General features: G+C 52.6%; 13 protein-coding genes. 6 read left to right on the forward strand and 7 right to left on the reverse strand.

Going from position 1 to position 13129, the window contains the following annotated elements; genetic code table 11:
- Window positions 1–22: 22 nt before the first annotated feature.
- From LY264_RS06395 to trxC, 3 genes are all read right to left on the reverse strand, one after another.
- Entirely contained in the window at window positions 23–2683 is a 2661-nt protein-coding gene (locus LY264_RS06395; RefSeq protein ID WP_048225109.1) for a bifunctional acetate--CoA ligase family protein/GNAT family N-acetyltransferase, read from the reverse strand.
- 36 nt (window positions 2684–2719) lie between these two features.
- Window positions 2720–3418: a tRNA-uridine aminocarboxypropyltransferase gene (gene tapT, locus LY264_RS06400; RefSeq protein WP_048225107.1), complete on the reverse strand. Its 699-nt coding sequence runs from the start codon at window positions 3416–3418 to the stop codon at window positions 2720–2722.
- A gap of 69 nt (window positions 3419–3487) precedes the next feature.
- Window positions 3488–3907, reverse strand: a complete 420-nt coding sequence (gene trxC / locus LY264_RS06405) for a thioredoxin TrxC (RefSeq protein WP_008785506.1) — start codon at window positions 3905–3907, stop codon at window positions 3488–3490.
- 207 nt (window positions 3908–4114) lie between these two features.
- Between trxC and LY264_RS06410 the strand changes: the two genes are divergently transcribed.
- Window positions 4115–5194: a tRNA/rRNA methyltransferase gene (locus LY264_RS06410; protein WP_020996710.1), complete on the forward strand. Its 1080-nt coding sequence runs from the start codon at window positions 4115–4117 to the stop codon at window positions 5192–5194.
- 33 nt (window positions 5195–5227) lie between these two features.
- Here LY264_RS06410 and ung read toward each other — a convergent pair whose 3' ends face one another.
- Complete coding sequence (gene ung, locus LY264_RS06415) at window positions 5228–5917, reverse strand: uracil-DNA glycosylase (protein ID WP_008785504.1); 690 nt, start codon at window positions 5915–5917, stop codon at window positions 5228–5230.
- A 317-nt stretch (window positions 5918–6234) separates the two neighbouring features.
- Between ung and grcA the strand changes: the two genes are divergently transcribed.
- Window positions 6235–6618: an autonomous glycyl radical cofactor GrcA gene (gene grcA / locus LY264_RS06420; protein WP_003037563.1), complete on the forward strand. Its 384-nt coding sequence runs from the start codon at window positions 6235–6237 to the stop codon at window positions 6616–6618.
- A gap of 79 nt (window positions 6619–6697) precedes the next feature.
- On the opposite strand, the gene eamB is transcribed toward grcA, so the two are convergent.
- Entirely contained in the window at window positions 6698–7285 is a 588-nt protein-coding gene (gene eamB / locus LY264_RS06425; protein ID WP_048225104.1) for a cysteine/O-acetylserine transporter, read from the reverse strand.
- Window positions 7286–7387: 102 nt separating this feature from the next.
- Between eamB and LY264_RS06430 the strand changes: the two genes are divergently transcribed.
- Window positions 7388–8284, forward strand: coding sequence for a LysR family transcriptional regulator (locus LY264_RS06430; protein WP_122984035.1), 897 nt, complete (start codon window positions 7388–7390; stop codon window positions 8282–8284).
- 17 nt (window positions 8285–8301) lie between these two features.
- Here the strand turns inward: LY264_RS06430 and srmB are convergent, their stop codons facing one another.
- Window positions 8302–9630, reverse strand: a complete 1329-nt coding sequence (gene srmB / locus LY264_RS06435; protein WP_003835340.1) for an ATP-dependent RNA helicase SrmB — start codon at window positions 9628–9630, stop codon at window positions 8302–8304.
- Between the two features lie 130 nt (window positions 9631–9760).
- Between srmB and trmN the strand changes: the two genes are divergently transcribed.
- Window positions 9761–10498 carry a tRNA(1)(Val) (adenine(37)-N(6))-methyltransferase TrmN gene (gene trmN / locus LY264_RS06440; protein ID WP_048215761.1) on the forward strand — a complete coding sequence of 246 codons (738 nt, stop codon included), beginning with the start codon at window positions 9761–9763 and terminating at the stop codon, window positions 10496–10498.
- Here trmN and nadB read toward each other — a convergent pair.
- Entirely contained in the window at window positions 10483–12105 is a 1623-nt protein-coding gene (gene nadB, locus LY264_RS06445; protein ID WP_048225097.1) for an L-aspartate oxidase, read from the reverse strand. The two genes, trmN and nadB, sit on opposite strands and share 16 nt — an antisense overlap.
- Window positions 12106–12368: 263 nt before the next feature.
- Here nadB and rseD point away from each other — a divergent pair, with 263 nt between their 5' ends.
- Together rseD and rpoE are read left to right on the forward strand one after the other, a co-directional pair.
- Window positions 12369–12533 carry a rpoE leader peptide RseD gene (rseD, locus tag LY264_RS06450; RefSeq protein ID WP_122973798.1) on the forward strand — a complete coding sequence of 55 codons (165 nt, stop codon included), beginning with the start codon at window positions 12369–12371 and terminating at the stop codon, window positions 12531–12533.
- Window positions 12530–13105, forward strand: a complete 576-nt coding sequence (gene rpoE / locus LY264_RS06455; RefSeq protein WP_003037573.1) for an RNA polymerase sigma factor RpoE — start codon at window positions 12530–12532, stop codon at window positions 13103–13105. Before rseD ends, rpoE begins: the two co-directional genes overlap by 4 nt.
- The last annotated feature ends 24 nt before the right edge of the window (window positions 13106–13129 follow it).

Consider the following 13129-nt stretch of genomic DNA (forward strand, 5'->3'; position numbering starts at 1 on the left):
GTCAACATTTCCAGTACCTTACTCACGATTCCTCACATTGGGCCAGATTAAGCGTTAGCCCAACAATTCCCTCTTCGAGCTGGACGTCAACAACAAACCCGAGTTTTCGGGCCAGGGTGACCATCCCACGATTGTTCGGCATCGTAATACCATTCAAACGTATAAGTCCGTGATCTCGAGTATAGGCAATTAATTTTTCCATCAATCGGCGACCCAGTCCAAGCCCTTTGAGATCGGAACGAACCAGTACGGCAAACTCAGCGTCTACGTTATCAGGATCCGAGATTGCTCGCGTTACGCCGAGGATCTCTTCGTGATTATCTTTACAACGCACCGCAACAAAGGCCATTTCCCGATCGTAGTCGATCTGCGTCATATTGGCTAAATCTTCGTGGGTAAATTCGTTGATCTCACTGAAATAGCGATAATAAAGATCTTCTTTTGTCACCTGAGAAATGAACTGCTGAAGATGAGGTTCATCCTCCGGCAAAATGGGGCGGAACAGACAGCGCTCGCCGTTCTTCAACTCCACCCACTCTTCAAGCTGATGAGGGTAGGGACGTACAGCCAGTCTGCTTTCGTTATCGCCCGTGAAAGGGGCAATATCCAGCGTAACGTCCAGCGCGGTAAATTCTCCGGCCGAGGCCAGCAGCGGATGAATATCCAGACGCTGAATTTCCGGGCAATCGACGATCAGGTTGGAGACCTGCACCAGAAGTTGGCTCAACCCGGCTATATCCAATGGGCGCAGTGCGCTGCGCGCGCGGATCTTTTTATTTTTGATCCCCTGGATCACCAGATAACGCGCCAGATTCATGTTCAATGGCGGCAATGCCACCACGGCTTGATCTTCCGGTCGCCACTCAACACCACCTTCACCCAACATAATCAACGGGCCAAATACCGGGTCGTGTTCAACGACGACACGAAGCTCCTGAGCGCCGGCGCGATTCGCCATACTTTGCACTAATAAGCCGTGAATGCGTGCCTGCGGCCAGGCCATTTTTACCCGATCGAAAATTGCATTGGCGGCCTGCTGCACTTCAGTGGCTGTACGCAGGTAGAGCATCACCCCCTGAACTTCTGATTTATGCGGAATATCAGGAGAACGCAGCTTGAGCGCCACCGGGTAGCCGATTTGCTCCGCGATGTGTACGGCTTCCGCGCTGTCGCTGGCGATCCACGTTGGCAGCGTGTGTAAGCCATAAGCCTGTAAAATCGGCTGCACTTCATGGGTATCAAGCGATGTCGCTCCTTCAGCAATCGCCCGCTGTAACAGATTATGCGCTTCGGCGGTGTTGGAGGTCAGGCTGTCAGGCAGCGCAGGCGTTTCTCGTAGCTGCTTCTGGTTTCGCCGATATTCCACCATATGCATAAATGCGGTGATGGTACCTTCCGGCGTGCGGTAGGTGGGCAGTCCGGCTTCGCTAAACAGTCTGCGGGCTTCCTGAGAGGAAAACTCTCCGCACCAGTTGGTCAGCAACGAGACGAATTTTCCTCGGGGGTGATGCTTTACCGCTTCAATCAATGCCAGTGCGCTTTCGGTTCCGGGAGCGGCTGCGCTGGGTGAATGAATCACCATCAGCGCGTCAAAATCCTGGCTGGCGAGCAAAATATCCAGCGTCTTAACGTAGTGTTCGCTGCTGGCGTCATCACGCAGATCCAGCGGGTTGGCGATATCAACATGTTCAGGCAATGCATCGCGTAATTTCTGGCAGGTGTCTTCACTCAACGTCGCCAACTTGCCATTTTTTGACCACAGTTCATCTAATGCCAGTGCGGCAGGCGCGGCCCCATTGCTGATGATCATCAGCCTGTCGCCACGTAGTGGACGCATGTGACTCAGGGTTTCGACCGCCGAGAACAGCTCGTGGGTGTCTTGTACGCGTAGTAAACCGGCGCGCTGAATAGCGGCATCCCACGCAGGGTCCATCCCGGCGCTGGTATGCAGTAAACGCTGCGCCGCTGGACTACGACCGCTCTTAATCACCAGAATAGGTTTATTGCGCGAGGCGCTGCGGGCGGCGGAAACAAAGCGTCGGGCATCACTTAAATGTTCGAGATACAGCAATATCGCGCTGGTTTTGCTGTCGCGCGCCAGGTAATCCAGCAGCTCATCAACGTCGATATCCAGGCTATCACCCAGCGCGATAAAGTAAGAAAAGCCCATTTCTCTCTGCTGTGCCCAGTCGAGTATGGTATTGGATACGGCAGCGGATTGAGAGATAAAAGCCAGCTTGCCGCGCTTAATCGGGACGGGGGAAAAGCTGGCGTTAAGCCCTTGCCAGGGCGCGAGAAGTCCCAGGCTGTTGGGGCCCAGCAAACGTATGTTGTAGCGTGATGCGCAGGCCAGCAGCTCTGCGTGCTGCGCCGCGGGAGCTGAGAGAATAATGCAGGTTTTACAGCCTTTCTCGCCAAGCGCTTCGAGTAACGCCAGGTTACGGCTGGCATTGGTGCACAACACGGCGAGATCCGGGCTAAAGGGCAGGCTGTTGATATTGGGCCATGCCAGTACGCCCAGGACCGCTTTCCATGCGGGCGTCACCGGTAAAACAGGCCCATTGAAACCGCCGGCAAGCAGGTTACGCATCATCAGGTAACCCGCGCGATTAGGCTTCATTGACGCCCCAATCACCGCAATGGATTTCGGTCGCAGTAGTGCTTCCAGACCACGCTGACTCATATCGGCTTCCTTAATGACACCAGTGACCGAATGATTTTAAACGTTTTCTGATGAATCTGCTGTGACGCTTCCCTGATGTTGAGTTTTTCCTGCCAGGTAGCGGGTTTTAAAGCGAGTGAAATGATCGCTTAACCCTTCTGCGGCTTGCGTATCTCCCGCCAGATCCAACAAGGCGATGGCCACTTCGGCAGTGCAATATTGCCCTTCAGCGTGAACGCCACGCAGGTGGTAAGCAGAAAGGCGTGATAAATCAACGGAGATCACCGGTAGGTTATCGAGGTACGGGCTTTTGCGGAACATTTTACGCGCCTCAGGCCAGGTACCGTCGAGCATGATAAACAATGGTGGCTTACCGGCTGGTGGCGTGAAAATCACTTTACGCTCTCCACCCGCATAGGAGGCCGGGAATACAACCATCGGCTGGTAATCCGGATTTTTCACCAGTTCCAGCAGCGCCTGCGGCGGCTCGGTGCGTGACCACTGAAAAGCCGTGGTATCGGGCAGAATATCAGCAATTAAACGCCCCGTGTTGCTGGGCTTCATCGGCTCGGTATCAAACATCACCAGACAAAAGCGACTTTTTGCCTCAGAGGGTGCCAGCGTTGCGCACAAGCAGAGTTTCTGCGGCAGCAGGCAGCGCTGACAGCGGCGGACGCGATTACCTCGGGCAAGGAAAGGACGCGTGGCGCGCGCGAGGCGCTCAGCGCGTAACTGAAGAACAGCGTTATCGGTCATGGGGAAATACGTTGAAAAACGCTATTGTCGCAGAGGTGAAAACGGGGCACAAGATGCGCCCCGTAGAGATTATAATGATTCGTTAAGCCAGCTATCAAACGGGGCTTTTGGTACAGCGCCGTTAAGCATGTCGACGATTTCCCCTTTTTTGAAAATCATAATGGTCGGAATGCTGCGGATACCGAAACGGGCGCTGAGTTCACGCTCGGCTTCCGTATTCACTTTAACAAAACGCACTTTACCGCTACGCTCTTCCGCGACATCTTCAAAAATCGGGGCGAAGTTACGACATGGACCACACCAGGGGGCCCAAAAGTCAACGACCACCGGGAGATCGTCTTTTAACAGTTTATCCAGTGTCTCACCGGTCGCATTGATCACCTCCCCATCAAACAGGTCGTGACCACAGCGTCCGCATTTAGCCGCTTCCTGGACACGATCGTCGGGGATGCGGTTGATAGCCTGGCAGCTGGTACAAACGGTATTCATAACTAACCTCTGGATGAGTGGAGTGGACTTCACGGCAGGAACGCCAGTATGTTTCTATTATGTTACATATTATCGGGGAGTCTGTTCTAAACAACAATGCGTTTTATTCAATGAGTACAATAGTCCTTAGCTTTTAAATGAAATAATGGCTAACGACGTGCACATCGGGTAATCTGCGCGCTTCGCGCAGAGCAGGTGGAGAAAAACATGAGCGACGAACTGAAGAACAAAAACGGCAAGGTCAAAGTGATGTACGTCCGCAGTGACGATGACTCGGATAAACGCACCCAAAATCCACGTACTGGCAAAGGCGGTGGTCGCCCCGGTACTTCCCGAGCCGAAGGCGGTCGTCGCCCTGCCCGTGATGACCGAAAGGGTCCGAACAGCGAACGCGGTCGTGAACGTGGTCGTGACCGCGATGTAGAACGTGACCGCAGACGTGAAGATTCACCGTGGCGTACCGTGTCCCGCGCACCGAATGATGACGCAGCGGATAAAGCCGATCACGGCGGTATTAGCGGTAAGAGCTTTATCGATCCTGAAGTATTACGCCGTCAGCGTGCGGAAGAAACCCGCGTTTACGGTGAGAATGCCTGTCAGGCTCTGTTCCAGAGTCGTCCGGACGCCATCGTCCGCGCCTGGTTTGTTCAGAGCGTAACCCCGCGCTTTAAAGAAGCATTACGCTGGATGGCGGCAAACCGCAAAGCCTATCACGTGGTTGACGAAGCCGAGCTGGCGAAAGCCTCTGGTACTGAACACCATGGTGGCGTCTGTTTCCTGATCAAAAAACGTAACGGTACTACCGTTAAGCAATGGGTCGGTCAGGCAGGGGCGCAAGATTGCGTGCTGGCACTGGAAGATATCGCTAACCCGCACAACCTGGGCGGAATGATGCGTAGCTGCGCCCACTTTGGTGTGAAAGGCGTGGTGGTACAGGACGCGGCGCTGCTGGAATCAGGTGCGGCAATCCGTACCGCTGAAGGTGGTGCAGAGCACGTTCAGCCGATTACCGGCGACAGCATTGTTGATGTGCTGGACGACTTCCGCCAGGCGGGTTACACGGTTGTGATGACCTCAAGCGCGAAAGGCAAACCGCTGTTTACTACCACGCTGCCGGAAAAAATGGTGCTGGTATTAGGGCGTGAGCGTGAAGCTCTGCCAGAAGCAGCATGCTCAGCCGACGATTTGTGCATAGCGATTGACGGCACTGGCAAGGTAGAAACGCTCAACGTTTCTGTGGCAACAGGCGTGCTGCTCGCGGAGTGGTGGCGTCAGAACAAAGCCTGATAATAAAAATGCCAGCGAATCGCTGGCATTTTTTTACTCGCTTTCTGCGGGTAATACCGGCATCCAGTCAATTGGCTTTTCACCTCGTTGTTCCAGCCATTCATTCGCCAGTACAAAGTGATTGCAGCCAAAGAAACCGCGATGCGCAGAGAGCGGTGATGGGTGGGGCGCTTTCAACACATGGTGACGCTGCGTATCAATAATCGCGCCTTTCTTCTGTGCGTGAGAACCCCAGAGCAGGAAAACCACGCCTTCCCGATGTTGGTTAATCAGGCTGATGACTTTATCGGTAAATGTTTCCCATCCAAGGCTGGCGTGAGAATGCGCCTGACCGGCGCGGACGGTGAGTACGGTGTTGAGTAACAGTACCCCCTGGCGTGCCCAGCTTTCCAGATATCCGTGCGTTGGGCGCGTGAAACCTGGAATCGTTGCCTCCAGCTCTTTGTACATGTTCAGCAACGAGGGGGGAGTGGCAATGCCGGGGCGAACAGAGAACGCGAGACCGTGTGCCTGGCCTGGACCGTGGTAAGGATCCTGACCCAGGATAACGACTTTCACGTCACCAAGCTCGGTAAAGCGAAAAGCGTTAAACACATCTTTTTGCGGCGGATAAATTGTCATACCTGACTGACGCTCGCCGGCAACAGTATGCAGTGTGTTAACAAAATAAGGCTGCTGTTTCTCTTCAGCCAGCACATCGTGCCAGGTTAATTCGGTGGCCATCTCGCTCTCCTGCGAATTTTCAATCCCCCTAGCTTAACTGCTTCTTTCGACGTCGCAAAATTCTGTACGTTACTCAATGGTCTACCCCTTAAAGATAGTTGAAAATTTATGTAAAAAGTTTAGCTGCGCACATAGCGTAAGTTGATGTAAAACAATAAAATCCACCTATCACCACTTTTCATGTGTGGTTTTTATTGATTTAAATCAAAGATTCAAGGGTGTGTGAGGGGTATATATACACTCAAGCAACAATGGTTTTACCAATTGGCCGGATGACGGCCAACCGAGATCAAATAATTTTGCCGGGGAGGCATCAAATGATTACAGGTATCCAGATTACTAAAGCTGCAAACGACGACCTGCTGAACTCTTTCTGGCTGCTGGACAGCGAAAAAGGCGAAGCTCGCTGCATCGTTGCGAAAGCAGGTTTCAATGCTGATGAAGTCGTTGCAGTCAGCAAACTGGGCGAAATCGAATACCGTGAAGTACCGGTAGACGTACAGCCGGAAGTCCGCGTGGAAGGTGGTCAGCACCTGAACGTGAACGTTCTGCGTCGCGAAACGCTGGAAGATGCAGTTAAGCATCCGGAAAAATATCCGCAGCTGACCATCCGTGTTTCGGGTTATGCAGTGCGTTTCAACTCTCTGACCCCAGAACAGCAGCGCGACGTTATTGCTCGTACCTTTACTGAGAGCCTGTAAGGCTCACGGGGAATAACCCCGTTTAGCAGAGAATCAAAAAGCGGAAGATGCCAGTGCGTCTTCCGCTTTTTTGCATCTGTTAGTAAAAGATCCTCACCGCGCAATACACCAAAAGCAGCGCCAGAATGATATTCAACTGTCGACCGTAATGGCGAAAAACGCGCTGAAAAAGATGGCCCGCCAGCGCCCAGCAGGCATTCCCGAAGGTGCCTATCAGCGCTAACAGAATACTCACCCCAATCAGCCAGTGGGCGTCCTGAGTGTACGGTAATACAAACGTGGATAACGCGGTAATGCCGTATAAAATGATTTTCACGTTAACAAACTGCAAGCCAAAACTTGCCCAGAAGCTAATCGGCTCTGACTGCAATCGATCGTTCGAGGTCGGGCTGGTGGCGATCTTCAGCGCCAGCCACAGGATATAAGCGGCCCCAGCCCAACTAAGCCAATGGATGATGGCTGGATCCATGACCGCCAGTGAAAATGAAATCCCGGCGCACATCAGCATGACGATTAAAAAGCCCAGACTCATTCCGGCCAGTACGCGTGTACTCTGACGAAAACCGTGTGACGTCGCGGCACTGAGCGCAAGGATGTTGTTTGGTCCGGGAGTTAGCGCGGTAATCAATGTATAGGTCCAGAATGCACTTAAAAGGGTGGGGGTCACTTGTTATCTCCTTTGTTTTGATAGACAGTACCCGAGACTAAACATTTAAAAAAATGAATGTTTTTGCATTCTGAATTCGATATTTTCGATGGGTTGGTGCGGATGGATTTACGTCGGTTTATTACGCTAAAAACGGTGGTGGAAGAGGGCTCATTTCTGCGGGCATCACAAAAACTGTGCTGTACGCAATCAACGGTTACCTTTCATATTCAACAGCTTGAGCAAGAGCTTTCGGTGCAGTTGTTTGAAAAAATTGGTCGCCGGATGTGTCTCACCAGTGAGGGAAAACGGCTGATGCCGCTTATCCATGACCTGACGCGCGTGATGGCATCGATTCGACAGTCGGCACATCAGGATGCGCAGCCGAGCGGCGATCTACGTGTCGCAACAGGCGAAACGCTGCTGGCGTATAAAATGCCGCAGGTTTTACAGCGATTTAAACAACGTGCGCCTCATGTGCGGTTGTCTTTACAGTCGCTCAACTGTTATGTCATTCGCGATGCGTTGCTCAGTGACGAGGTCGATCTGGGGGTCTTTTATCGGGTGGGTAATGACGATGCCCTGGAGTTGATGCCGCTTGGCGATCAGTCACTGGCATTAGTTGCTTCGCCACTGCTTCAGCACGTTGATTTTACTCAGCATAACCAGCACATTCCCTGCAGTTTTATCATTAATGAGCCGCAATGTATTTTCAGACAACGCTTCGAGGGGCTATTGCGTAAACGACAGATTACGCTGGAAAATACCATTGAGTTATGGAGCATTGAAAGCATTAAGCAGTGTGTATCGGTAAATCTTGGGATCAGCTTTTTACCGCGTTTTGCCGTCGAGAAGGAGTTACGTTCAGGGGAGTTGATTGAATTACCGTTCAGTGAACAACCTGAGTTAATTACGGCATTGTGTGGTTATCATGCCGGAAAAGTCGTTAGTCCGGCGATGCGGGTGTTTCTTGAGTGCATTGAAGAGAGTTTTGCATCACGTGAAAAAATGCCGGGCTAAATGGCCCGGCATTCGGTTTACTCTTTGTCGGACTGCTGGGTAGCAGCTCCGCTCGGCTTACGACGTTTGCCGATATTTTTGGCGTCGCGGTGACGTTTTTTCACCCGCGGCTTCTCTTTCTCTTTCGCCTTTTTCTCAGCGCGCTTCGCCAGCACTTTCTTGGATGGCTTACCGTTAGATTTCTCACTTGGCGCGCGCGTGGTTGGACGCAGTTCGTCAATGACGCGAGCTTTCAGCGGTTCGTCAATATAGCGGCTCGCTTTGCCGAGCAGCAGGTGGTCGTGCGCTTCAACCAAAGAGATCGCAGTGCCTTTACGGCCAGCACGACCGGTACGGCCAATACGGTGCAGATAGGCATCGCCACTGCGCGGCATGTCGAAGTTAAACACGTGGCTGACGTCAGGAATATCGATCCCGCGAGCGGCGACGTCGGTTGCTACCAGCACGTTCACACGACCATCGGTCAGGCGTTTGATCGCTTCGTTACGTTTGTTCTGCACCATCTCGCCTTCGAGATAGCAGTTATTAATGCCCGCCTGGCGCAGCCAGCCTGCCAGCTCGTGCACACGCTCACGTTTGCGTACGAAGACAATCGAGCGAGTCGCTTCCGGCTGTTTTAACAGGTGGATCAGCATGGCAGTTTTGTGCTCGATATCATCGGCACGGTAGTAAAACTGATGGATCTTCTTGCGTTCACGGGTGGACGGATCCGCTGAGACTTCGACCGGGTCTTCCAACAGACGCTCGGCAAAATCTTTAATCGCATCGCCTTCCAGCGTGGCGGAAAACAGCATGGTTTGTTTACGCCAGCGTGTTTCACCGGCGATATGCTCGATGTCCTGGGCAAAGCCCATGTCCAGCATACGGTCTGCTTCATCGAGAATTAGCGTTTCAACCGCATGGCAGTCGAAGTTTTCTTCTTTAATGTATTGCAGCAGACGACCCGTGGTGGCGACCACGATGTCCTGGTTTTCGCTAAAGACTTCCATGTGGTTCATGTAAGCCACGCCGCCGGTAATCGTAGCGATATCCAGATGTGTATTCTTCGCCAGCTCACGAGCGTGTTCGGCAACCTGCATCGCCAGTTCGCGCGTTGGCGTCAGGATTAAAATGCGCGGCGGACCAGATTTCTTGCGCGGGAAGTCGAGCAGGTGCTGCAACGCTGGCAGCAAATATGCCGCCGTTTTACCGGTGCCTGTCGGCGCAGAACCGAGTACATCACGGCCATCGAGCGCAGGCGGAATGGCGGCAGCCTGAATGGCGGTCGGGCGAGTGAAACCTTTTTCCTGGAGGGCATCCAGAAGGCTTTCATCGAGTTCAAGTTCGGAAAAAGTCGTTACAGTCATGTTCTACCTCTGAGTGGGGCGCTGATTATAGACGTTACGGCTGCAATCTTCATCTGTTTGTATGGATATACCTTCTCAGGTATTGTTTTTATCCTATGTTATCGTTTTTTTTCCAGGAAGGTTGTTCTTCATGCCCCAGTCTACATCCGTACTGAGACGTAATGGATTTACTTTTAAGCAGTTTTTTGTGGCACACGATCGCTGTGCAATGAAAGTCGGAACAGACGGCATTTTATTGGGGGCCTGGGCCCCCGTTGCGGGCGTAAAGCGGATCCTGGATATTGGTACCGGGAGTGGCCTGTTGGCACTGATGTTGGCCCAGCGCACTGATGAAAACGTCATCATTGACGCCGTGGAGCTTGATGTCGATGCCGCGCAGCAGGCGCAGGAGAACATCGCGCAATCTCCGTGGATGCATCGCGTGAGTGTTCATACAGAAGATGCGCAGCAGTGGATACCGCGTCAGACCGTGCGTTTTGATTTGATAATCAGCAACCCCCCCTATTATGAACAGGGCGTGGAATGTGCTACACCGCAGCGCGAGCAGGCGCGCTATACCACCACGCTCGATCACCAGGCGTTGCTTACGCTGGCGGCGGACAGCATTACGGAAGAAGGTTTTTTTTGTGTAGTGCTGCCGGAACAGATTGGGAACGCGTTTACCCAGCAGGCATTAAGTATGGGCTGGCATCTGCGATTACGTACGGATGTAGCAGAAACGGAAGCCCGACTACCGCATCGGGTATTGCTGGCATTCTCCCCGCAGGCCGGGGAGTGCTTTAGCGACAGGCTGGTGATTCGTGGGCCAGACCAACGTTACTCTGAAGGTTACACGGCGCTGACCCAGGCGTTTTACCTGTTTATGTGATGACTTAGCGGCGAGAGAATGGACGGGCCGGCTTCTGGAAGCTGCTCTGGGTAATCCAGCGTGTAGTGCAGGCCCCGACTCTCTTTGCGCATCATTGCGCAGCGGACAATCAACTCGGCAACCTGCACCAGGTTACGCAGTTCCAGCAAATTGTTCGACACGCGGAAATGGGCGTAATACTCGTCGATTTCCTGTTGCAGCATGGTGATACGGCGCAGAGCGCGCTCCAGGCGCTTGGTCGTACGCACAATACCGACGTAATCCCACATAAACAGCCGCAGCTCATGCCAGTTATGCTGGATAACAACCAACTCATCCGGATTTTCTACCCGGCTTTCATCCCAGCCCGGGAGCATGCTAACGCCGCGAGCATAAGGCATGCGCCTGTCGATATCTTCAGCCGCGGACCAGCCATAAACCAGACACTCCAGCAATGAGTTCGATGCCATCCGGTTGGCACCATGCAGGCCGGTGTAACTCACCTCGCCGATCGCATACAGCCCGTCGACATCGGTACGGCCAAAGTCATCCACCATCACACCGCCGCAGGTATAGTGCGCGGCAGGCACGATGGGAACCGGCTCTTTGGTTAAATCAATGCCCAATCCCAGCAACTTTTCATAAATCATCGGGAAATGCTGACGAACAAATTCTTCCGGCTTATGGCTGATATCGAGGAACATGCAATCTGCACCAAGGCGCTTCATTTCATGATCAATGGCGCGGGCGACAATATCGCGGGGAGCCAGTTCGCCACGTTCGTCAAAATCGGGCATAAAGCGTGAACCGTCCGGGCGCTTCAGGTGCGCGCCTTCGCCGCGCAGCGCTTCGGTCAGCAGAAAATTGCGCGCCTGCGGATGATACAGCGCTGTCGGGTGAAACTGGTTAAACTCCAGGTTGGCGACGCGGCATCCTGCGCGCCAGGCCATTGCAATTCCGTCACCCGAGGAAATATCCGGATTGGTGGTGTATTGATACACCTTTGACGCGCCGCCGGTGGCCAACACTACCGACTTCGCATGGCAGGTTTCGACGGCTTCTTTATTACGATTCCAGATCCATGCGCCGACAACCCGACGCGTTCCCGGCAGACCGATTTTATCGGAGACAATCAGGTCGACGGCGTTGCTACGCTCAAGAACCCGGATATTGGGGTGATTTTGTGCCTGGCTGACGAGTGTGGTTTCGACTTCTTTGCCGGTAGCATCCGCAGCGTGCAGGATGCGTCGATGGCTGTGACCGCCTTCACGGGTCAGGTGATAGCTCTCTTCGCCGTTAGGCTGAACCTGTGTATCAAATAAGACGCCCTGATCGATAAGCCATTGAACGCAGGTGCGGGCATTGCTGGCGACAAATTCAACCGCATGGCGATCGCACAGCCCGGCCCCGGCAATCAGCGTATCTTCAACGTGGGAGTCGATACTGTCGGTTTCATCGAAAACCGCGGCAATACCCCCCTGGGCATAAAATGTCGAGCCTTCGCTGACCGGCCCTTTGCTCAGGACAATAACCTGATGTTTTTCAGCCAGGCGCAGCGCCAGTGAGAGTCCGGCAGCTCCGCTGCCAATGATCAGCACGTCACAGGATAATTCAGGAGTCGTATTCATGATGTTTGTTTAATTTACTAAACAGTGTTTGGTCACCATAGCACCACATTGAGCGATACTGCACGTTTTATTTTTAAATGTGTTGCAATGACTAAACATGAAAGAAAAGCATGATGAGGGCGAAATAGGCAAAAATATTTTGTGAAGCAGGCCGTTAGCATCAGATTATGTGATGAAATAAAGTGCCCGTTGGGTTACTCTGCAAGCGGTGAAATGGGCATTTCTGTACAGATAGTGCGTTGATCGGGTTATGTAGACTTATAATGAGAGATAAGACCTGTCTACAACATGACAAACAAAAAACAATGCGTAACGGAACTTTACGAAACTTGAGCACTCTAAGCATTTGCTTGCTCATAGTGAAGCTGATGGAGTGGCGTTTCGAAAGCGCGTGGAAATTTGGTTTGGGGAGACTTTACCTCGGATGAGCGAGCAGTTAACGGACCAGGTCCTGGTAGAACGGGTCCAGAAGGGAGATCAGAAAGCCTTTAACCTACTGGTAGTGCGCTATCAGCATAAGGTGGCGAGTCTGGTTTCTCGCTATGTACCGTCGGGTGATGTACCCGATGTAGTACAAGAAGCATTTATCAAAGCCTATCGTGCGCTGGATTCGTTCCGGGGAGATAGTGCTTTTTATACCTGGCTGTATCGTATTGCAGTCAATACAGCGAAGAATTACCTGGTCGCTCAGGGGCGTCGTCCACCTTCCAGTGATATTGATGCGATTGAAGCAGAAAATTACGAAAGTGGCGGAGCACTGAAAGAAATTTCGAACCCTGAGAACTTAATGTTGTCAGAAGAACTGAGACAGATAGTTTTCCGAACTATTGAGTCCCTCCCGGAAGATTTACGCATGGCAATAACCTTGCGGGAGCTGGATGGCCTGAGCTATGAAGAGATAGCCGCTATCATGGATTGTCCGGTAGGTACGGTGCGTTCACGTATCTTCCGAGCGAGGGAAGCTATTGATAATAAAGTTCAACCGCTTATCAGGCGTTGACGATAGCGGGATACTGGAAAAGGT

Source organism: Citrobacter portucalensis, from assembly GCF_023374935.1.
GTDB lineage: Bacteria > Pseudomonadota > Gammaproteobacteria > Enterobacterales > Enterobacteriaceae > Citrobacter > Citrobacter portucalensis.